The organism is Azospirillum cavernae, assembly GCF_003590795.1.
Classification (GTDB): Bacteria; Pseudomonadota; Alphaproteobacteria; order Azospirillales; family Azospirillaceae; genus Azospirillum; species Azospirillum cavernae.
This window is the reverse complement of the sequence record NZ_QYUL01000001.1, coordinates 641,819-663,045: the sequence shown is the minus strand read 5'-3', so window position 1 is coordinate 663,045 and position 21,227 is coordinate 641,819. Positions and strand designations below refer to the sequence as shown.

The window sequence follows — 21,227 nt, the reverse complement described above, 5'->3', positions numbered from 1 at the left end:
CCAAAATTTCCGCCATCAGAAGGCCTGCCCAAGGCTGATGTAGAGTTGCCAACGCGCGTCGCCTTTCGGCGCGTTCAACGGCACGCCGACATCGACCCGCAGCGGCCCGAAATCGGTGTAGTAACGTCCGCCCAACCCGGCCCCAACCCGCAGCGACGATGAAAAATCAGGATAGGCCCGGTCGGCCACCGTGCCAGCGTCGATGAAGGGCACCACGCCGATGCTGTCCGTCACCTTGATCCGCAGCTCCGCGCCAAGCTCCAGCAAGGAGCGCCCGCCTTCCGGCTCGCCAAAACGGTTGCGCGGTCCCGCTTTTTGGAAGCCATAGCCGCGCACCGACCCGCCGCCGCCCACGTAAAAGCGATGGTCGGGTGAAATCTGGTCGAGCGACGCGCCCAGAACGCTGCCCAGCCCGACGCGCGCCGCCGCGACGTAACGGCCATCCTTGGCCAGATCGTAATAGACCGACCCGCCCAGTTGCAGCGTGGCGAAAGGCCGACGGCTCGCGCCGCCCGCCGGGATCCAGGGGGTGAATTGGAACGTCCCGCGTTCACCCTTCGTTGGGTTCAGCGGGTCGTCGGTTCCGTTCCAGGCGACGGCCAACGGCGCGCCAATGTAAGAGGTTTGATAGGTCCGCGCTTGAGTCTCCACCCGCCCCCGCTCCGCCGTCAGGCCATAGCTGAGGCTCAATTGATCGGTCAGCGGACGTTCCAGCGCGCCGGTCAATTGTGTGACGACGCGGCTGTAGGCGGGCGGCTGGTCCGACGCGACCTGAAAATTGACCAGCAGCGACTGCTTCACCGCCAGAAAATCAGGCTTCTTGAAGGACAGGCTGAAACGCAGATCCGGCAGGTTCTTGATTTGGCTGGCCGATTTGTTGCTGGTTCCGCCCGACGCCCCAGCGACGCGGCCAACCTCAAGCCCGACGCGCAGTTGCTCGGCCCCGCCGAACAGGTTGCGATGGCCCCAATAGGCTTGCGCGCCCACCCCTTCCTGCGTGGAATAGGTGACGCCGCCGCCGATGAAGCGCCGTTTGCGCTCCGACACCGCCACCAACACCGGCGTCACCCCGTCCGGGCCGGGCTGGTCGTCCAACCGGACGCGCACGCTGTCGAAGACCTCCAGCTTGGCCAGATTCTGCCGCGCCTGGTCCAGCTTGGCCGGATCATGCACGGCCCCCGGAGTCACAGCCACCCGCCCGCGCACCAGATCCTCGTTCACCCGCTCCAGCCCAGAGACCCGCAGCGCGCCGTTGCGCACCAGCGGGCCAAGCGCCACCCGCCACGCCACATCCATCGTCCGGTCGCCGTGATCGACCACCACCCGGCGGTCGTCGATTTTGGCGAAGGCGTAGCCCCGGCGATTCAGCCGGTCGAGCAGAGCCGCTTCGCCGTCCACCACCCGCTGCCCCAGCGCCGGTTCGCCCGCCGTCAGGGTCGGTTCGCCCAACAGCGTTTCCGCCGCCGGACCGCCCAGAGCCGCGCCGTTCACCAGAAGCGTCCGCGTCGCGGTTTTGACGTGGTAGAGCGGCCCCGGAGTCACCGTGACCGTGACCTTGGCCGGTTGGACCGTTCCGTCGATCCGCACATCAAGCCGGGCGTCGTAATAGCCGTTGGAGCGCAACACCGCCTGCAACCGTTCGCGGTCGCTGTCGGCCCGACGTTCCAGCCCGACCAGCGACGGCGGCGGGTCGCCGGTCAACCCGACCAGCGCCGACGCTTGGCTCAGCGTGTCGCGCAACCCGTCGTCGTCCACCCCGTCGAGGGTGACGTCGTAGGGCGTGCGGGCCTGCGGCGCCTCCGTCACCGGAGGGGCGTCGTTCGGGTCGGGCGTATCCTGCGCCCATCCAGCGACCGCCAGCGGCCCCAGGAGGACGCTCGCCGCAAGCAGCGGTGGCAGGACAGGTCGAAGAAGGGGGAGCCGGTTCATGGCGTCGACTGTAAGTGCGAACGGCGTTCATCTCCATCCCGGAATTGCGCCACGTCAGATCGGGCATCAACCGCTTGCTCAGCCTGCCCTTGTGGAATCCGAAACAGCGTGGCGCCCGCACCCCCACTACAGAGCGCCCGCGACAGAATGACCGAAATCACAAATCCTTTAGAAATTATTTTTCTACCTTTGAGAAAATGAAAAAATTTGCGTCAATTTTTTAGGCTTTCTCTGGATATTTTTTCTCTTAAATCGCTTGCTCGCCACCCCCTCGCTATTTATTGTTATTTCCAATTCACGAAATTATCAGTCCGGCGTCAGCGGTCCGTGGCAACAAATTCTCGTTCCCGTGATCGACGAACAGCCGGTCTGATGAACCAAATGGGGGCGACCATGGCCACAACGCTGACTCTTTCCGACGCTGCCGAAACCCTGATTTCTTCGTCTGAATCCGACGTGATCTATGGCCTTGGCGGCGACGACAAATTGGGCGCCAACGGCGCTGACACCATTTTTGGCGGCGCCGGAAATGACACGCTGTATCTTTATGACTATTCCACGAGCAACGCTCAACTCATGTCTGGAAATCAGGGTGCCGACAGCATTATTAGCGGCGAGGGAAATGACACAATTTATGGAGGGCAGGGCAATGACTACGCAAAAGGAAGCGGTGGAAACGATTTTATTTCTGGGGACAGCGGAAATGACTACTTGCACGGAGGACGCGGCTCAGACACCGTACTTGGCGGTGATGGACAGGATGTGATTATTGGCGGTTCTAATGATTACTGGTGGGAACCGATTGATTTTTCAGGAAACTCTCTGGAAGGCGGAAACGGCGACGATACAATTTGGGGAGATTCGGGCGACGACACCATCTACGGCGGAACATCAACAGGGATCACCAGCGGGCTTTCCGACAATGACCTCATCAACGGCTCAAGCGGACACAACTTGATCTACGGCGGGGACGGCAACGACACCATCTTCAACACATCCGGGGCCGACACGGTTTATGGCGGCGCCGGCAACGATTCGATTTCCTACACCGGCAACAGCAATGGCCTGTGGTTGTTCGGCAATGCTGGCGACGACACCATCCAAGGCGGGATTACAGCAGACACAATCTATGGCGGCCAAGGAAAGGATGTCATTTCCGGCAGCGCCGGGTCGGATTTGTTGTTCGGCGACCTGGGCGACGACACTATTTACGGCGCCGATGTCCACGCCTACGACCCGCTAAATGCCGACACCCTCATCGGCGGCGGCGGCAACGATTGGCTCTACGCATATTCCACCAACACAGAAATCCACCAAACCAGTGGGCCGGGAGCGTTGCTGCATGGCGACGACGGCGAGGATAGGCTCTATGGCTCGCTCGTGGGCAACGACACCATCTATGGCGGCGCCGACAATGACACCATCTATGGCGACATGACCGCCTTTGGGTCTGTTTGGTGGTCCGGCAATGATCTTTTGTATGGCGACAGCGGCAACGACGTTATCTTCGGCGGTTCGGGGGGCGACACACTGTATGGTGGAAGTGGCGCTGACACGCTCTATGGCGGCACCGGCACTGATCGCCTTGTTGGTGGATCTGGGGCTGATATTCTAGTGTTTGACAATGCATATTACGGAAGCACATACGGCTTTGTATATTTTTCCGGCGCCACCCCAAATACAGGCGTAGATTTTATCGAGGTCTTTGAGCGCGGAACCGATAAAATCGCGCTTTCCACGTCAGTGTTTTCCAGCCTTAACACAGCCAGTCTCGGCGGACAAATATACACAGGAGCAGGCATAAGCACTGTCGGAACGCCCGCTGGGATGTATCTTTTCTTCGACACGACGAACAGCCTTCTGTTTTACGACGACAACGCGACAGACGCGATGCGCACCGCCATCGCTACCCTGGATGGCGTTACGCAAATCAGCTCCTCTGACTTCATCCTCATCGGACCGACGTTCGACGTATGAGGCGAACGAAAACGTCACTCTGGCATGATCGTTTTCCCTCCCGCCGAGCAGGGCGCATCGGACGGACATCGACCATGGGGTAAGACCCAACATGTGCGCGAGGGCGGTGACTTCCGAAAGCCGCCGCCCAGCGCCGCACGCATTCCTGCCCAGGCGTTTCTCTTGCAGGGTAACGCTTGCCTTTTTGCCGCAGATCGCTATATTGCGCCGCAACAGTTTCCCCGACAGCGCCCACCGAAGTCCTTCGGCGGGCCTTTTTGTTTGGTTGCGGTGTCGTACCGCGTGTCGGGGGTGCCATTGCGAGACCAAGGCTCCATGAATCTCCGAAACGTCGCCATCATCGCTCACGTCGACCACGGCAAAACCACCCTGGTCGATCAGCTCCTGAAACAAGCCGGTTCCTTCCGCGAGAATCAGCAGGTCGCTGAGCGCGCCATGGACTCCAACGATCTGGAGCGCGAGCGCGGCATCACCATTCTCGCCAAGTGCACCTCGGTCCTGTGGAACGACCTGCGCATCAACATCGTCGACACCCCCGGCCACGCCGATTTCGGCGGTGAAGTCGAGCGCATCCTGTCGATGGTGGACGGCGTCGTCCTGCTCTGCGACGCGGCCGAAGGCCCGCTGCCGCAGACCAAGTTCGTGCTCGGCAAGGCCCTGAAGCTCGGCCTGCGCCCCATCGTCATCGTGAACAAGGTGGACCGTTCCGACGCCCGCCCGCATGAAGTCCATGACGAGGTGTTCGACCTGTTCTCGTCGCTGGACGCCAGCAACGAGCAGCTTGATTTCCCGACGCTGTTCGCCTCGGGCCGCAACGGCTGGGCGACCACCGATCTGGAGAACGGCGCCCGCGAGACGCTGACCCCGCTGTTCGAGCTGATCCGCGACCACGTCCCGGCCCCCAAGGTCGTCGAGGACGCGCCCTTCACGATGCTGGCGACCACGCTGGAAGCCAACCCCTATCTGGGCCGCATCCTGACCGGCCGCATCCAGACCGGCACCGTCAAGGTCAACATGGCCATCAAGTCGTTGAGCCGTGACGGCAAGCTGATCGAGAGCGGCCGCATCAGCAAGGTGCTGTCCTTCCGTGGCCTGGAGCGCGTTCCGGTGGACGAGGCGCAGGCTGGCGACATCGTCGCGCTGGCCGGTCTGACCCAGACCACGGTCGCCGACACCATCTGCGCCCCGGAAGTCACCGACCCCATCGCCTCGCAGCCGATCGACCCGCCGACCCTGGCGATGACCTTCTCGGTCAACGACAGCCCGCTGGCCGGTCGCGAAGGCGACAAGGTGACGAGCCGCATGATCCGCGACCGTCTGTTCCGCGAAGCGGAAGGCAACGTAGCTCTGCGCATCAGCGACACGACGGGCGGCGACGCCTTCGAGGTCGCCGGTCGCGGCGAATTGCAGTTGGGCATCCTGATCGAGACGATGCGCCGCGAGGGCTACGAGCTGGCCATCAGCCGTCCGCGCGTGCTGTTCAAGACCGACGAGTTGAGCGGCCAGCGTCTGGAGCCGATTGAAGAAGTCGTCGTCGACGTGGACGAGGAATTCTCCGGCACCGTCGTGCAGAAGATGGCCGAGCGTAAGGCCGATCTGGTCGAGATGCGCCCCAGCGGCGGCGGCAAGACCCGCATCGTGTTCTACGCCCCGTCGCGTGGCCTGATCGGCTATCAGGGCGAATTCCTGACCGACACGCGCGGCACCGGCATCATGAACCGCCTGTTCCACGGCTACGCCCCGTTCAAGGGCGCCATCGCGGCGCGCCGCACCGGCGTTCTCATCGCCAACAGCGACGGCGTCGCCGTCGCCTACGCGCTGTGGAACCTGGAAGATCGCGGCCCGATGCTGATCGATCCGGGCGTTCCGGTCTATCAGGGCATGATTATTGGCGAGCACACCCGTGGCAACGACCTTGAGGTCAACGTCATCAAGGGCAAGCAGCTCACCAACATCCGCACGACCAGCAAGGATGAAGCCGTCCGTCTGACGCCGCCGATCCAGATGACCCTGGAACGCGCGCTGTCCTACATCTCGGACGACGAACTGGTCGAGGTCACGCCGAAGTCGATCCGTCTGCGCAAGCGTTACCTGGACCCGAACGAGCGCAAGCGTCATTCGCGCGCGGCGGAAGCCAGCTAAGACCGAAAACGTCTCAAGCCCCCTCCCTCCCACGCTGTTCAGCGTGGGTCCCTCCCTCCCCCGCCTGTGGCGGTGAAGGGAAAGGCAGCGGCAGTCCCCTCTCCCACCGCAGGTGGGGGAGGGTTAGGGAGGGGGCCTGACACGCGCCGCCTCAAGACCGCTTTCCCACCCCAGGATCCCCACGCATGGCGCTGGCGACCGACGCGAAGTCCACCGGCTCCCCGTCCTTCTCCCCGTTCCGCCTGCTGGCGCGCGTCGGCCCCACTGGCCTGATCGCCCTGATCCTCGCGATCCTCATCGCCGTTCCCATTCTCGCCGTCTTTGTGCAGTCCGCCGCCTCGACCGGCGATCTGTGGCGGCACATGATCGGCACCGTTCTGGCCGATTACGTCGTCAACACGCTGATCCTTCTGGGAATCGTCGGCGCCGTCACCAGCGTGACCGGGGTCGCCTGCGCCTGGACCGTGACGATGCACGAGTTTCCGGGGCGGCGAATTCTGCAATGGCTGCTGCTGTTGCCGTTGGCGATGCCCGCCTATGTGCTGGCCTACACCTACACCGATTTCCTGCAATTCGCCGGACCACTGCAAAGCGCGCTGCGCGGCCTAACCGGCTGGCGGCGCGGCGATTACTGGTTTCCCGCCATTCACAGCCCGTGGGGCGCGGGATTCGTCCTGTCTTCCGTGCTGTACCCTTACGTCTATGTCCTGACGCGCGCCGCCTTCCTTGAACAGTCGGTCTGCGTGCTGGAAGCCAGCCGCACCCTGGGCTGCACCGCCTTCGGCGCCTTTCGCCGGGTGGCGCTGCCGCTGGCCCGCCCCGCTTTGGTCGCCGGGGTTGGTTACGCGCTGATGGAGACTCTGGCCGATTTCGGGGCTGTCCGCTATTTCGGCATCGACACCTTCACCGTCGGCATCTACCGGACCTGGTTCGCCTTGGGCGACGCGGCGGTCGCCGCGCAATTGGCCTCCGTCCTGCTGCTGTTCGTGCTGGCGCTGGTCGGGCTGGAACGCTGGTCGCGCGGCGGGATGCGCTTTCACCAGACCACCAGCCGTTACCGGGCGCTGCCCGCCCCCCGCCTGTCGGCGCGCGGCGCGCTGGTCGCCTGGATTGTGTGTTTGACGCCGATCTTTTTCGGCTTTCTGCTGCCCGCCGCCATTTTGATCGCCATGATCCTGCGCGGCGGCGGCGATCTGACGCTCGACCGCTTCGTCGATCTGGCCGTCAACACCGTGATTTTGGCCGGGGCCGGGGCCGCGCTGGTGGTCGCCACCGCGCTGCTGGTGATCCATGGCGTGCGGCACGACCGCAGCCGTCTGGCCGCAGCCGCCGTCCGCCTCGCCTCGCTGGGGTACGCCACGCCGGGGACAGTGATCGCCGTCGGCATCCTGATCGCCGTCGGGCTGATGCGCGATTGGGGCGGCTGGCCGGTGGGAACCATTCTGGGCAGCACGATCATCGGCATCCTCTATGGCTATCTGATCCGCTTCTTCGTCGTCGCCTATGGGCCGCTGGAGGCCGGATTCGCCAAGATCGGCCCGAATCTGGAGGGCGCGGCCCGCTCGCTGGGCCACAGCCCGTTGCAGGTGATGCGGCGCGTCCATCTGCCGCTGCTGCGCCCCAGCCTGCTCAGCGCCGCGCTGCTGGTCTTCGTCGACATCGTGAAGGAACTGCCCGCCACGATGATCCTGCGGCCCTTCAATTTCGACACGCTGGCCATCGAAGCCTTCCGCATGGCCTCGACCGAGCGGTTGGACGACGCCGCCCTGCCCGCGCTGGCCATCGTGCTGGTCGGGCTGCTGCCGGTGATCGCGTTAAGCCGCAGCATCGCGGCGTCGCGCCCCGGCCATGGGCGCTGATCCCGCAATGGGGTCTTAGGGTCAACCGCAATCTCGACATCTCCTCTTGCAACTGATATCCATTCGCACAAAATACGCGAACAGTTCGCAATCCTGGAGCTTGGAATGTCCGTTAAGACGATCATCGGCCTGACCGTCGCCTTTGGCGCCCTCACCCTGACCTCGGCGCACGCCCAAGAGGTGAACGTCTACAACTCGCGCCACTACAACACCGACCGCGCGATCTACGACAGCTTCACCAAGGCGACCGGCATCAAGGTCAACATCATCGAGGGCAACCACGACGAGTTGATCCAGCGCCTGAAGTCGGAAGGGGCCAGCAGCCCCGCCGATCTGTTCATCACGGTGGACGCCGGGCGTCTGGCCGCCGCCGCCAAGGAAGGGTTGCTCGCCCCCACCACCTCCCCCACGTTGGAGGCCGTCAAGGTTCCGGCCAATCTGCGCGCGCCGGATGGCGCGTGGTGGGGTCTGTCGAGCCGCGCCCGCGTCATCGTCTATTCGCTGGACCGGGTGAAGCCGGACCAGATCAAGACCTATGAGGATCTCGCCAAGCCAGAATGGAAGGGCAAGGTCCTGACCCGCAGCGGCACCCACCCCTACAGCCTGGCCCTGACCGCTTCGATGATCGCCGCCAACGGCGAGGAGAAAACCGAGGCCTGGGTGAAGGGTCTGGTCGCCAACCTCGCCCGCCCGCCGCAGGGCGGCGACACCGACCAGATCAAGGCGGTGGCGGTCGGCGAAGGCGATGTGGCGCTGGCCAACACCTATTATGTCGGCAAACTCATCACCTCGGCCAAGGCGGAGGACCGGGCGGTCGCCGCCAAGATCGGCGTGATCTTCCCCAACCAGGATGATCGCGGCACCCACGTCAACCTCAGCGGCGCCGGGGTGGTGAAGACCGCGCCGCACGCCGAGAACGCCCGCAAGCTGCTGGAGCATCTGCTCAGCCCCGAAGCGCAGCGCATGTTCGCCGACGGCAACATGGAGTTCCCGGTCAACCCGGCGGTGCAGCCCCACGCCGAACTGACCAAGCTGGGCAGCTTCAAGCAAGCGGCGGTCAACGCGGCCTCCTTCGCCGAGTTCACCCCGCAGGCCCTGCGCGTCATGGACCGCGCGGGCTGGAAGTGACATGCTCCGCAGCCCCGCCCCCTGACCGGGGCGGGGCTGTTTTCGTTCCCGTTTTCTGGACCGCCGCCCGCCGATGACCGCGCCCGCCCCCTCCGTCATCCTGTCCGACATCGTCCATCATTACGGGCCGCACCGCGCGGTGGACGGCGTGTCGCTCAGCGTCGCCCCGCGCGAGATCCTGTGCGTCGTCGGCCCATCGGGCTGCGGGAAATCCACCCTGCTGCGTCTGGTCAGCGGGTTGGAAACCGTGCAGCACGGGCGCATCTCGGTGGGTGGGAAGGTTTTGGCCTCCCCCGAACGGTCCTTGCCGCCGGAACGCCGCCCGGTCGGCATGATGTTTCAGGATTTCGCCCTGTTTCCCCACATGACCGTGGCCGGAAACATCGCCTTCGGCCAAACCGACCGCCCCCGCGCCGAGCGCGAACGCCGGGTTGCCGAATTGCTGGAGCTGATGGCGCTGACCCGCTACGCCGACGCCCACCCGCACACCCTGTCCGGCGGCCAGCAGCAGCGCGTCGCCCTGGCCCGCGCCATGGCCCGCGACCCGCAGGTGCTTTTGCTCGACGAGCCGTTTTCCGCCCTGGACGAGCAGTTGCGCCGCTCCGTCCGCGACGAGGTGGTGCGGTTGATCCGCGCCAGCGGCATCGCCACCATCGTCGTCACCCACGACCCGGAAGAGGCGATGGAGATCGGCAACCGCGTCGCGGTGATGGAGGCCGGGCGGCTGGTGCAGACCGACACGCCGCTGGCGCTCTACCGCCAGCCCGCCAACAGCTTCGTCGCCCGCCTGTTCGGCGAGATCAACCGCTTTGAAGGAACGGTGGAGGACGGCCACCTCAACACGCCGCTTGGCCGCTTCGCCACGCCGACCATGACCAGCGGCGCCCGCGTCGAGGTGGCCTGCCGCATCGAGGATCTGGAACTCGCCCCGCCGGGCCAAAGCGCGAACGCCGTGCCGGTGCTGGTGCGTCATTCCAGCTTCCTCGGCGCCTCGACCCGCATCTGCCTTGCCTTGCCCGGCGCGCCGAGCGGCGAGATTCACGCCCGCCTGCCCGGCCATGTCGATGTGAAGGCTGGGGATGAGTTGGCGGCGTGGGTGGATGTTCAGCGCGTCATGCTGTTTCCGACCGCCTGAGGCTGTCCGCATCCTCGGCCAGCGCCTGGGCGAGGCGGGCGGCCAGAGCCGCGCCCTCCTCCGCCGTGTAGGATTCGGCGTGGCCCGATCCCCAGACCGGCCCCGGCCAGGCCGGATCGCCGCGCGTCCGCCCGATGACGTGGACGTGCAGTTGCGGCACCATGTTGCCCAGCGCCCCGACATTCAGCTTGTCCGGGGCGAACAACCGCTCGACCACCCGCGAGGCGGCGGCGATTTCCGCCATCAGCGCCGTCTGGTCGGCGGCGGACAGGCGATGGATCTCCACAGCGCCCGCCCGGCGGGGAACCAGAATCAGCCAGGGCCAAACCCGGTTGTTCATCAGCAAGACCCGGCACAATCCCAGATCGCTGACCGGAAGGCTGTCGGCCTGAAGCCGTTCATGCAGTGAAAACATGGCGTTGTCCCCTGTGGCAAGGCCGTATGACCTAGGACGAATGGCAGGACGCGCAAAGCCGACAGTGGCAGCGCGGCCATGAAGGATGTATAGAACATCTTACGATCTTTGATGAATCGGCCTTTGCCATTTTCTGATGATCTTGGGGTGGACGGGGCGGCTTGACGCCGCCGCGTCCGGGTGAAACTGGGTGCGGCGAGCGAGAACGACTCACATGCGCAAAAAAGCGTTTGCGGTCCTTATTCTGGTGATCCTCGGCAATGTCGGGGCATGGGCGTGGTGGAATCGCCCGGTCGCCGAACGCTCGTGGGCGGGCGCCATCAACGGCGTCGGCTACACGCCCTTCCATCCCAACAAAAGCCCGTCGAAGGGCGACAAGGCCAGCGCCGACGACATCGAAAAGGACATGATCGCGCTGGAAGGCGCGGTGAAGGGCGTGCGCACCTATTCGGCCACCGACGGTTCGGAACTGGTCGCGCCCATCGCCAAGAAATACGGCCTGCCGGTGCTGGCGGGCGCCTGGATTGCCGGGAAGCCGGAAATCGACGAGCCGGAAATCGCCGCGCTCATCAAGCTGGCGCGCGCCAACAACAACGTGCGCCGCGTTCTGGTCGGCAACGAGGCGCTTCTGCGCGCCAACGTGACCGTGCCGCAGATGATCGACTACATCAAACGGGTGAAGAAGAAGGTCAACGTCCCGGTCTCCACCGCCGAGCCGTGGCACGTCTGGCTGAAGCACCCGGAATTGGTGGAAGCGGTGGATTTCATCGCCGTCCATCTTCTGCCCTATTGGGAAGGCGTGCCGGTCGATCAATCGGTCGATTACGCCATGGTCCGCTACAACGAGTTGAAGACCAAATACCCCAACAAGCACATCCTGATCGGTGAAATCGGCTGGCCCGCCGATGGCCCCTGGCGCCGGGGCGCGGAGGCGAGCCAAGTCAATCAGGCGAAGTTCATCCGCAACTTCCTGAACATCGCCGCCCAGAACAAGCTTGATTACTTCATCATGGAGGCCTTCGACCAGCCGTGGAAGCGGGAGATCGAGGGCACCGCCGGAACCAGTTGGGGCCTGTGGGACGCCTACCGCACGCCGAAATTCCCGATGATCGGCGGCGTTCAGGAAATCCGCAATTGGCAAGTCAAATGCGCCACCGCCGTGGCGCTGGCCTTCCTGCCGCTGGTGTTTTTCCTGTGGCGGCGCGGCGACCATCTGAAGATGGGCGGGCAGTTGTTCTACGGCGCGCTGATTCAGGCGGTGGCCTCGGTCCTGGTCTTCACGGTCAGCGCCGCGTCGGCGGCGGGGTTGGCTCTCACCACCGAAATCGCTTGGGGCGTTCTGATCCTGTTCCAGTTGGTGCTGTTCGCCGTGATGCTGATCGACGGCATGGAGCTGACCGACGTCGTTTGGCAGAAGAACTTCAAGCGGAAGTTCATCCCCTGCTCCGCCGCGCCGCTGCCCGACGCGCCCAAGGTGTCGATCCATGTGCCGTGCTACAACGAGCCGCCGCACATGGTCATGCAGACGCTGGACGCGCTGGCCCGGCTGGACTACCCGAACTTTGAAGTGCTGCTGCTCGACAACAACACCAAGGATCCGGCGGTGTGGAAGCCGGTCGAGGAGTATTGCAAGCAGCTTGGCCCGAAATTCCGCTTCTTCCACCTCGACAATTGGCCCGGCTTCAAGGCGGGGGCGCTGAATTTCGGCTTGGCCCAGACCGCGCCGGACGCCCAGCACATCGCGGTGATCGACAGCGACTATCAGGTTCACCCCGATTGGCTGAAGGCGACCATCCCGCATTTCAGCCGTCCCGAGGTCGGTTTCGTCCAGTCGCCGCAGGATTACCGCGATTGGGACCACGACCTGTTCCAGCGGATGATAAACTGGGAATACGCCGGTTTCTTCCACATCGGCATGATCCAGCGGAACGAGCAGAACGCCATCATCCAGCACGGCACGATGACCATCATCCGCAAGACGGCGCTGGAAGGCGTCGGGCGCTGGGGCGAATGGTGCATCACCGAGGACGCGGACCTTGGCCTGCGCCTGTTCGAGAACAAGTACGAAGCCGTCTACATGTCGGAAAGCTACGGCAAGGGGCTGGTTCCCGACAGCTTCTCCGCCTACAAGACTCAGCGTTTCCGCTGGGCCTATGGCGCCGTGCAGATCCTGAAGCATCATTGGCGGCAATTGTCGCCGGGCGCGAAGGAGCTGACCACCGGGCAGAAGTACCATTTCATCACCGGCTGGCTGCCCTGGTTCGCCGACGCCGCCCACATGGTCTTCGGCATCGCCGGCATTGTCTGGTCCATCGGCCTGCTGGCCTTCCCGAAATATTTCGAGTTCCCGCCCAACGTCTTCATGATCCCGACGCTCAGCGTCTTCGCCTTCAAGGTCGGCGCGTCGCTCTGGCTGTACGAGGCGCGGGTGAAGTGCGGCTTCTGGGACAAGGTCGGGGCCGCCATCGCCGGCATGGCGCTGACCCACACGGTCGGGCGCGCCATGTGGCTGGGCATGTTCACCTCGGGCCGTCCCTTCGTCCGCACGCCGAAATGCGAGAACCAACCGGCGCTGATGCAGGCCTTCCTGATGGCCAGCGAGGAGTTGGCCTTGCTGGTGTCGCTGTGGGGCGCGGCGCTGGCCATCGTGTTCGTGTTCGGCCATGAAAACCGTGACGCCTTCATGTGGTCGGGTCTGCTGGTGGTGCAATCCCTGCCCTATCTGGCGGCCTTCATCACCTCGCTCATCAACGTCTTCCCCAATCTGACCCTGGGCAAGAGCCGTCCGGAGCCGGTGAAGGACGCGCTGGGCAGCGGCGCCGCCGACTGACGAGGGGGCTTGGTCTCTGACCAACGGGCGGCGGACGCCTTGCGCGCATCCGCCGCCCGTTCTATGACCGGAACGCCATTGACTGTCCGGCGATCTCTGCCAGACTTTTTCCTGTGGGGAGTCTCCCCATGGGGGGCGCGCGATGGCCGGAAGCGGCTTGGGCCAGTCCGAATTTTCGGTGCGCACGTCGGCGGGTGTTGAACGCACCGGGACCGCGACGGAGCGGAATTACAAACGCAACCCCCGGCAAGACCGCCGCGACCGCAACCCGCCGCCGCCACACCGCCGCATTTACGACCTGCTGTTCGACGAGATCGACCAGTTCGACACGCTGAATGAGCGTCAGCGGGACCGGCTGAAAGCCAATCTGCGCGAGCATCTGACCGCCAACGCCCCGCCCCCCGCCGCCCAACCGCCGCCGCCCGATCTGGACGAAGAGGCGCTGGCGGAAAAACTCCTCAAAGACCCCGCCGCAAAAGTTCCGGTGGATGAGGACCGCATCATCAAGGCGGCCACCGCCCCCCTGCCCGGCTTCACCCCCGAACAGGTGGCGGGCAACGCCATTTTGGCGATTCAACTGCGCGATTGTCTGGCCCGCCACACCGACCGGGCGCGCAAGGTCGCGGTGTATCTGCATCTGCTGCTGACCGTCGATGGCGCGCTGCGCCCCCACACCATCGTGGATGTGTGACGGAACAGCGCCGCGCCAGTCTGGAACGATTACAAATTTCTTGCTGCGCCGCACAAATCGGGCATTATCCATAGAAACTTTATGGCTATGGAGCGCCCAACATGCCCCTCGACATCCCGCAGACCTTTCGTCACCACGTCTTTTGCTGCGCCCAGCAACGCCCGCCCGGCCATCCGCGCGGCAGTTGCGCGGCGAAAAACGCCCATCCGCTGTGGCAACGGCTGGATCAGAAGGTCCAGGCGGCGGGCCTGACCGATGTCGGCATGGCGATGACCGGCTGCCTGGGCTTCTGCTCCGCCGGGCCGCTGATGGTCGTGTATCCAGAAGGGATCTGGTACCGCCCGGAAACGCCGGAGGACATCGACGAGATCGTTACCTCGCACCTGACCGACAACAGGCCGGTCGAACGGCTGGTCATGGTGCTGAGCCGCTGAAGGAACGCCCTCTCCCACGCCACGGGCCGGGAGAGGGCGCGCGCCGATTGCTTGCGGGTCAGCGCCGGAACAGGAACTCGCGGCCAACCTTCACGCGCTTTTCGCCGTCATATTCGATGATGTCGGCGGTGGCGTAGGTCTCGGTCCAGCGTTCGGGCAGATAGCTGCCGGTGCCGATGATGTCCACCGGGGCGTTGGCCTCGGCCATCAAACGGCATTTCGCCGGGCCGAAGCCGCTGCTGGCGACGATCTTGACCGCCGGGAATCCGGCGTCGTCCAGCCGCTCGCGCACGTAATGGATCGCCGCCGCCGACACGCCGGTGCCGATCAGGTAGCGCAGTTGGGTTTCGTCGCGATAGCCACGGATCGAATGCGGCGCGTGCCGCTCCAACACCGCGTAGGAGCCGGGCGGGTCCAGCCCCTCGACGAAGCGGCCGCCGGGCGTGTCGAGCCGCAGGGTCAGCTTGCCCTGCGCCGCCAATTCGGGGAAGCGGCGGCAGACCTCCAACCCGTCGGTGATCTCGCGGCCAAAATAATCGACCAGCACGGTCAAAGGCAAATCGGGAAAGGTTTCGTGGAACATCTCCGCCGCGCGCACGGTCGATCCGGCGTAGCCGATCAACGCGTGCGGCATGGTGCCCATGCCCTTGGCCTGCCCGAAGAAATGCGCGGTGGCGTCGGTGGCGTTGCCGACGAAGCCCTTGGCCCCAACCTTGCGCTTGGCCCGATCCGACCCGACGGAGGCGGCGTAGGCCATCACCTCGGCCATGTCGGTTCCGGCGCAATGGCGCGCGTCCATCGCCAGGAACGCCACCTTGGGCAGATCGGCGCACATGGTGAAGGCGTTGTAGGCGGCGACGCAGGCCGGACCCAGCTTTTGCAGCAGGATCGTTTCGGTGTCCACCAGATGATAGAAGGATCCGGTGACGTACAAAATCGGCTCGCCCGCGCCGACCCATTTGCCTTCCGGGAAGTTCAACTGGATGTCGACCTCGAACCCCCGGTCGCGGGCGATCGCCTGCAACCACTCCACCGCCAGACGCGGGGCGCACACCACCGGGCGGCGCATGAAGATGGCGTAGGTGACTTTCTTGTCGCCGAACTTGCCGACCGTTTCCTTGGTCCGCCGGAAATAGGTGTCCGTCCAATCGCCAATCGCCGCCGCCGAGGGGTGGACGGCCAGCGGCCGCTTCATGCTCTCGCTCATCGCCAAATGCCCTCGCCTTCCGCCCTGCCATCCCATCGCGCGTCACCCGTCGCGCCCGCCTTGCGCGGGGCCGCCGATTGACCGGATGGCCAGCATTATACGGCCCAGCCCCAATGGGGAAGAGGCTTCCGCCCAAAACACATCCGCCGGGATGGCAGGGTTGCGCCCGCGTCACAACCGCAAGATCGCATTTGGATCGAATACCAAACAAATACCCAGCGTCTTTTGCCTGAACACTCAAGAAACGACAGACGAAACGGAACAACAAAACAGTATAAAATACCGATATTTGACGAAGAGCTTGGCGGCCTCTACAGTCCCCCCATGAACGCGCAAGGAACGGCGATGACCCAACGGCGGACATCATGGTGAGGACAGCGGCGACAGGCCCGACCCGGCAGGAATTTTTGTCGGAGGCGGAGCGCGTCGGCGGTCGCATCATCCCAGCGCTGTTCCTGTTGATCGTCACGCTGGCCGCCGCCGGGGCGGGCGGCGTGTTGATGCTGAAGCCCGCCACCGCCCACACCGGCGCCCTTCCCGCCAAGACCATCGTCGGCACGCAACCCGCCTACGCCGCCATGCCCGCCATGAGCTTCACCCTGCGCGACGGCGAGCGGCTGCGCGAGTTGAAGGTCCGCGTCGTGCTGGAGCTTGATCCGTCGGTTCCGCTGGAAACCGTCAAACCCCACCTTGCGCGCATCGCCGACGCCATGAGCGTCCGCATGCTGGACGTCGATCCGAACGAGCTGCGCGGCCAGGACGGCCCGCATTACATCAAGGACGCGCTGGGCTTCGCCGCCAACAAGGCGATCCGCCCGCTGAAGATCCGGCAGGTTCTGGTGCAGGACATGCTGCTGCGCTGACCGCGCAACCCTGCCGACCCTTTTCATCCCCCGCCGACGTCCCATATCGTCGCTGCGCCCCTCGACAGCTCCGGTGGAATGCGGAACACTCCGCCCACGCCGCCGCCGGACGATGGTGGGCGTCAGACAGCGCAGCGGAAGGAGACGGCCTTGGCCGAGTTCGATTTTGACCTCTTCACCATCGGAGCCGGGTCGGGCGGCGTCGCCGCCAGCCGCCGCGCCGCGTCCTATGGCGCCAAGGTGGCGATTTGCGAGGGCAGCCGAGTCGGCGGCACCTGCGTCATTCGCGGCTGCGTGCCGAAAAAGCTGCTGGTCTACGCCGCCCAGTTCGGCGACGGCTTCGAGGACGCGCGCGGCTTCGGTTGGGACGTTCCGACTCCCGCCTTCGATTGGCCGACCCTGATCGCCCGCAAGAACGCGGAGATCGACCGGCTGAACGGCCTCTACCTCTCCATGCTGAAGAACTCCGGCGTCACGCTGTTCGAGTCCTTTGGCCGCATCGTCGATCCCCACACGGTCGAGGTGGACGGCAAGCGTCACACCGCGCGTCGCATCCTGATCGCCACTGGCGGCTGGCCGACCAAGCTCCCCATCGAGGGGATGGAACACGCCGTGACCTCCAACGAGGCGCTGGATTTGCCGGTTCTGCCGAAATCCGTGCTGATTTTGGGCGGCGGCTACATCGCCGTCGAGTTCGCCGGGATTTTCCGGGGGTTGGGGGCCGACGTCTCGCTGATGATTCGCGGCGAGCATCTGCTGAACGGCTTTGACGACGACATCCGCGTCGCGCTGGAAGGCGAGATGAAAAAGCGCGGAATCGCCATCCTGTCCGGGGCCAAACCGACCAAGATCGAGAAAACCGCCGACGGCTACCGAGTCACCGACCATCTGGGCCGGACGCACGACGTCGGCCTCGTCATGGCCGCCACCGGGCGCCACCCCAACACCAACGGGCTTGGCCTGGACTCCATCGGCGTGACGCTGGACAAGGCCGGGGCCATTCCGGTCGATGAATGGTCGCGCACCAGCGTGGACAGCGTCTACGCCATCGGCGACGTCACCGACCGCATGGCGCTCACCCCCATCGCCATCGCCGAGGGGCGGGCGCTCGCCGAAACCCTGTTCAACGACACCCCCACCCGCATCGGTTACGACAATGTGCCGACGGCGGTCTTCTCCATCCCGCCGCTCGGCACGGTCGGCTTGACCGAGGCGCAAGCCCGCGCGGCCCACGCCAAGGTGGATGTTTACAAGGCGGGTTTCCGCCCGATGAAGCACACGCTGTCGGGCCGCGACGAGCGGATCCTGATGAAGCTGGTCGTCGATGGCGAGAGCCAACGGGTGTTGGGCTGCCACATGATGGGCATGGACGCGCCGGAAATGATGCAGGCGTTGGGCATCGCCCTGAATTGCGGGGCGACCAAGCGCGATTTCGACCGCACCATCGCCCTGCACCCCTCCACCGCCGAAGAATTCGTGCTGATGCGCGAAAAATCGCCCGATCCGACCTGACAAAGAGGGCGGCGCTTCCCTCGGATGCGCCGCCCCTTCCCTTTCAGGATCGCCTCAACCGATCAATTCGGCGGGCGATCAATTCGGCGGGCTGGCCACCGCCCAGGAGAAATCGGTGCGGGTCGAGTTTTTGGTGAAATATTTGGTGTCGCCGAAGAAATTGATCGGCTTGCTGTAGTTCGCCGGATATGTGGGGCCTGTGCCCACCCCGGCCAAGCCATGGCAGCTCACGCAGTTCGACGTGATGCCCGCTGGAATGCCGGGATCGGTTTCCAGATAGGGGTTGAAGCACACCGCCATCTTGGTGCTGTTGACCGGGATGGTCTGGCTGTAGCTGGTGCACATGGCGTAGTTGTTGAACGGCGCCGGGAGGCTGGCGGGAGCGTCCGCCTTGGATCCGGGGAATTTGTTCGGGGTGTCGGGGCCGGGCTGCCAATAGTAGGTCTGCCACGTCCAGAACGGAACTTCCTTGCTGTTCACATGCATGGCGAACAGCACGGCGTAATCGCCCGCCGACGCTGTGACCCCTTGGGCGCTCTTCATCGCGGCGGCCTCGTCCGCCGACAGGGTGAAATTGTACAGCGCGCCGACCGGGGCGTAATAGCCGACGGTGCAGGCCAACCCTGCGCTCTTGGCCGCCGCGTTCAGGGCGGCGACGTCGGCCTTGCTCAGCTTGCTCTGGCTGATGGGGATTGTGCCGCCCGTGCCCGCCGGATCGACGGCGACGCAGGTTTTCCAGGTGTTGGGCGTCGGGTTTGTGGCGTTGGTCGCTTGCGACGGCCCTTGCCACAGCGGCAGCGGCGTGTAGCCCTTTTGGGCGACCACGCCGAACACCGGCTTCAACTCCAGCGCGTCGACCGGGAAATCATTGATCGCCCGGTTGGTGGTGGGAACGGTCGCCGCCCAAGCGCTGTTGAGCGTGGCCAAGCTGGCCTTGGTGTTGATCGAATACGAGCCGCTCAACCCGGCGATGGTTTGCGGGGCCGCGATGAAGGACGCCGCCGACGGGCTGAATTTGTTGAAGGAAACGACCTGAAGCGCGTCCCCTTTCGACGCGGCGGCTTTCCCGGCCAACTGGGCGAGATGGCCGAACTGGTGCGGCTTGACGAAATGGCGGGCCGGGGCCGTCACCGCCTTTTTGTCGGCGGTCAGCAGCGACTTCGTCGGAACGGCGAAAACCTCGTCCGTGCCGAGCCAGGTTTCCCAGACCGGCAGAACCGCCCCGTTGTGGCTTTGGCCCGACGGCGCGTTCAGCCCGGCCCACACCGCCCAACCATGCCCGCGAATTTGGGATTGCTGGTTGTTGGCGATCCAGCCCTGAATCGTCGTGCCCTGATCGCCGACGCCAAAGCTGGCCGGGATGTCCACCGGGGTGATTTGCGCCTGCGCTGGCAGCGCGACGCCCGCGCCAAGCGCCGCCAACGCGACCATGGCGATGGGACAAATTCGAATCGTCATGTCCTGAACCCTTCCTGTATCAGCCGGTCGGGTTTCGGCGAAGCGTGTCCGATTGAGTCGAATTGTCGGGGACCGGCCTTTTTGCTTTATACCTCTATGCGGGAAAATCTTTCAGATCTAAATCGTTACAGTAGAATTACCGCCGCGTTTCAAACCTCAAACACGCGCGCGCCCTGCCCCGCTACTCCGCCGGGGCGGGGGCCGCCCGCCGCGATTCCAGCCCCATCAGGCGGGTCAGCAGGATCAAGGCGGGCAGCGCCCCCGCCATCGACAGCAGGAAGAAACTGACCCAATCCATGCGGTCGGCCAACCAGCCCGAGGACGCGCCGAACAGATCGCCGCCCAGCTTGTAAAAGCTCGACAGCAGCGCGTATTGCGTCGCGGTGTAGGCGACGTTGCACAGGCCGGACAGATAGGCGACGAAGGCCGCCGTGGCGACGCCGCCGCAAACATTCTCCACCGCCACCGTCACCGCCAACGCCGACACGTCATGCCCGGCCCAAGCCAACGCCACATAGCTGATGTTGGAGACCATTTGCAGGATGCCGCCGATCATCAGGCCGCGCAGCACCCCGACCCGCCCGACCAGCAACCCGCCGAGCAGCCCGCCGATGATCGTCGCCCACAGCCCGAACAGCTTGGTCACATTGGCTATTTCGAGCTTGGTGAAACCGAGATCGACGTAAAAGGGTGACGACATCACCCCGGCCAGCACCTCGCCCAGCTTGTAGGTGGCGATGAAGGCCAGCATGACGACCCAGCCCTTGCGGCTCATGAATTGGGCGAAGGGGGCGACCACCGCGCCATAGAGCCAGGACAGCAGGGCCGCCATCCGCCCGGACAGATGCGGGCGCGCCGCCAGCCAGTCGGCGACGTGCTGTTCGCGCTGAAGCGATTCCGGGGAAACGGCGACCTTCGGCTCCTTGTTGATGAGGATGGTCACGACGCCGACCAGCACCAGCGCCGCCATCGCCTCATACGCCACGCTCCAGCCATGGAAATCGGCGATGTAGAGCGCCCCCGCCCCCGCCGCCAGCATGCCGAAGCGATAGCCCAGCACCAGTACCGCCGCCCCGGCGGCCTGCCGGTTCTCGTCCAGCACCTCGACCCGATAGGCGTCCACAACAATGTCCTGACTGGCCGAGCAGAAGGAGACCAGCACCGCGAACAACGCCGTCCACCAAAGCTCTGTCGCCGGATTTGTCCCCGCCAGCCCCAGCAACGCCACCATCAGCCCGGCCTGCGTGACCAAGGCCCAACCGCGCCGCCGCCCGAACAGCCGGGTCAGCAGCGGCAGGCGCAAACGGTCGATCAGCGGCGCCCACAGGAATTTCAGGGCGTAGGGCATGGTGACGAGGGCGAACAGGCCGATTCCGGTCTTGCTCACCCCCTGTTCGCGCAGCCAGACACTCAGGGTCGATCCGGTCAGCGCCAGCGGCAAGCCTTCGGAAAAGCCCAGAAACAGGATCACCAGAACCCGGCGGTCGAGATAGATCGACACGGCGTTCAGCCAGGAAGCGGGCCAGACGGATGGTTTCACCGGCGTTTTCCTTTGGACATCGGCTGCGCGAACGCTGTGTATACGGCCCGGCCCGGTTGGCTGTCACGGTTCATTTGCCAGCGGCGGGCTTGCCAAGCGTTGCGAAT

The 21,227-nt window shown here is 64.8% G+C and carries 15 protein-coding genes; 10 read left to right on the top strand and 5 right to left on the bottom strand.

Going from position 1 to position 21,227, the window contains the following annotated elements; genetic code table 11:
* Positions 1-15 precede the first annotated feature (15 nt).
* Positions 16-1,929: an autotransporter assembly complex protein TamA gene (locus tag D3877_RS03165; protein WP_119829302.1), complete on the bottom strand. Its 1,914-nt coding sequence runs from the start codon at positions 1,927-1,929 to the stop codon at positions 16-18.
* A gap of 393 nt (positions 1,930-2,322) precedes the next feature.
* Here D3877_RS03165 and D3877_RS03160 point away from each other — a divergent pair, with 393 nt between their 5' ends.
* The 5 genes from D3877_RS03160 (at position 2,323) to D3877_RS03140 (ending at position 10,170) form a co-directional block, all read left to right on the top strand.
* Positions 2,323-3,906 (top strand): calcium-binding protein, encoded by a 1,584-nt coding sequence (locus D3877_RS03160; RefSeq protein WP_158599775.1) that lies wholly within the window; start codon positions 2,323-2,325, stop codon positions 3,904-3,906.
* Positions 3,907-4,221: 315 nt separating this feature from the next.
* Positions 4,222-6,048, top strand: coding sequence for a translational GTPase TypA (gene typA / locus D3877_RS03155; RefSeq protein WP_119829300.1), 1,827 nt, complete (start codon positions 4,222-4,224; stop codon positions 6,046-6,048).
* Between the two features lie 185 nt (positions 6,049-6,233).
* Positions 6,234-7,907 carry an ABC transporter permease gene (locus D3877_RS03150; protein ID WP_119829299.1) on the top strand — a complete coding sequence of 558 codons (1,674 nt, stop codon included), beginning with the start codon at positions 6,234-6,236 and terminating at the stop codon, positions 7,905-7,907.
* Between the two features lie 105 nt (positions 7,908-8,012).
* On the top strand, positions 8,013-9,035 hold the full coding sequence (locus tag D3877_RS03145) for a Fe(3+) ABC transporter substrate-binding protein (RefSeq protein ID WP_119829298.1): 1,023 nt from the start codon (positions 8,013-8,015) through the stop codon (positions 9,033-9,035).
* Positions 9,036-9,108: 73 nt separating this feature from the next.
* Positions 9,109-10,170, top strand: a complete 1,062-nt coding sequence (locus D3877_RS03140) for an ABC transporter ATP-binding protein (RefSeq protein WP_119829297.1) — start codon at positions 9,109-9,111, stop codon at positions 10,168-10,170.
* Here the strand turns inward: D3877_RS03140 and D3877_RS03135 are convergent.
* Entirely contained in the window at positions 10,148-10,585 is a 438-nt protein-coding gene (locus D3877_RS03135; protein ID WP_119829296.1) for an HIT domain-containing protein, read from the bottom strand. The two genes, D3877_RS03140 and D3877_RS03135, sit on opposite strands and share 23 nt — an antisense overlap.
* A gap of 214 nt (positions 10,586-10,799) precedes the next feature.
* On the opposite strand from D3877_RS03135, the gene D3877_RS03130 reads away from it, so the two are divergent.
* The 3 genes from D3877_RS03130 (at position 10,800) to D3877_RS03120 (ending at position 14,540) form a co-directional block, all read left to right on the top strand.
* Positions 10,800-13,415, top strand: coding sequence for a glycosyltransferase (locus D3877_RS03130; protein WP_119829295.1), 2,616 nt, complete (start codon positions 10,800-10,802; stop codon positions 13,413-13,415).
* 142 nt (positions 13,416-13,557) lie between these two features.
* Complete coding sequence (locus tag D3877_RS03125; protein WP_119829294.1) at positions 13,558-14,106, top strand: hypothetical protein; 549 nt, start codon at positions 13,558-13,560, stop codon at positions 14,104-14,106.
* A 101-nt stretch (positions 14,107-14,207) separates the two neighbouring features.
* The gene (locus D3877_RS03120) at positions 14,208-14,540 is read left to right on the top strand and encodes a (2Fe-2S) ferredoxin domain-containing protein (protein ID WP_119829293.1); all 333 of its coding nucleotides are present in this window, start codon (positions 14,208-14,210) and stop codon (positions 14,538-14,540) included.
* Positions 14,541-14,598: 58 nt separating this feature from the next.
* Here the strand turns inward: D3877_RS03120 and D3877_RS03115 are convergent, their stop codons facing one another.
* Positions 14,599-15,735: a nicotinate phosphoribosyltransferase gene (locus D3877_RS03115; RefSeq protein ID WP_238474705.1), complete on the bottom strand. Its 1,137-nt coding sequence runs from the start codon at positions 15,733-15,735 to the stop codon at positions 14,599-14,601.
* A 377-nt stretch (positions 15,736-16,112) separates the two neighbouring features.
* On the opposite strand from D3877_RS03115, the gene D3877_RS03110 reads away from it, so the two are divergent.
* Both D3877_RS03110 and gor read left to right on the top strand, forming a co-directional pair.
* A complete protein-coding gene (locus D3877_RS03110; RefSeq protein WP_119829291.1) occupies positions 16,113-16,610 on the top strand; it encodes a flagellar basal body-associated FliL family protein in 498 nt (165 codons plus the stop codon).
* 150 nt (positions 16,611-16,760) lie between these two features.
* Positions 16,761-18,122, top strand: a complete 1,362-nt coding sequence (gene gor / locus D3877_RS03105) for a glutathione-disulfide reductase (protein ID WP_119829290.1) — start codon at positions 16,761-16,763, stop codon at positions 18,120-18,122.
* Positions 18,123-18,200: 78 nt separating this feature from the next.
* Here the strand turns inward: gor and D3877_RS03100 are convergent, their stop codons facing one another.
* On the bottom strand, positions 18,201-19,580 hold the full coding sequence (locus D3877_RS03100) for a hypothetical protein (RefSeq protein ID WP_119829289.1): 1,380 nt from the start codon (positions 19,578-19,580) through the stop codon (positions 18,201-18,203).
* Between the two features lie 181 nt (positions 19,581-19,761).
* A complete protein-coding gene (locus D3877_RS03095) occupies positions 19,762-21,120 on the bottom strand; it encodes an AmpG family muropeptide MFS transporter (RefSeq protein WP_119829288.1) in 1,359 nt (452 codons plus the stop codon).
* Between the last annotated feature and the right edge of the window lie 107 nt (positions 21,121-21,227).

Coding starts and splice junctions, on each gene's coding strand:
- D3877_RS03100 (WP_119829289.1), bottom strand. CDS start 19,580: ATGACGATTCGAATTTGTCCCATCGCCATGGTCGCGTTGGCGGCGCTT.
- D3877_RS03110 (WP_119829291.1), top strand. CDS start 16,113: ATGGTGAGGACAGCGGCGACAGGCCCGACCCGGCAGGAATTTTTGTCG.
- D3877_RS03130 (WP_119829295.1), top strand. CDS start 10,800: ATGCGCAAAAAAGCGTTTGCGGTCCTTATTCTGGTGATCCTCGGCAAT.
- D3877_RS03165 (WP_119829302.1), bottom strand. CDS start 1,929: ATGAACCGGCTCCCCCTTCTTCGACCTGTCCTGCCACCGCTGCTTGCG.
- D3877_RS03125 (WP_119829294.1), top strand. CDS start 13,558: ATGGCCGGAAGCGGCTTGGGCCAGTCCGAATTTTCGGTGCGCACGTCG.
- D3877_RS03150 (WP_119829299.1), top strand. CDS start 6,234: ATGGCGCTGGCGACCGACGCGAAGTCCACCGGCTCCCCGTCCTTCTCC.
- D3877_RS03115 (WP_238474705.1), bottom strand. CDS start 15,735: ATGAAGCGGCCGCTGGCCGTCCACCCCTCGGCGGCGGCGATTGGCGAT.
- D3877_RS03120 (WP_119829293.1), top strand. CDS start 14,208: ATGCCCCTCGACATCCCGCAGACCTTTCGTCACCACGTCTTTTGCTGC.
- D3877_RS03160 (WP_158599775.1), top strand. CDS start 2,323: ATGGCCACAACGCTGACTCTTTCCGACGCTGCCGAAACCCTGATTTCT.
- D3877_RS03145 (WP_119829298.1), top strand. CDS start 8,013: ATGTCCGTTAAGACGATCATCGGCCTGACCGTCGCCTTTGGCGCCCTC.
- D3877_RS03135 (WP_119829296.1), bottom strand. CDS start 10,585: ATGTTTTCACTGCATGAACGGCTTCAGGCCGACAGCCTTCCGGTCAGC.
- typA (WP_119829300.1), top strand. CDS start 4,222: ATGAATCTCCGAAACGTCGCCATCATCGCTCACGTCGACCACGGCAAA.
- D3877_RS03140 (WP_119829297.1), top strand. CDS start 9,109: ATGACCGCGCCCGCCCCCTCCGTCATCCTGTCCGACATCGTCCATCAT.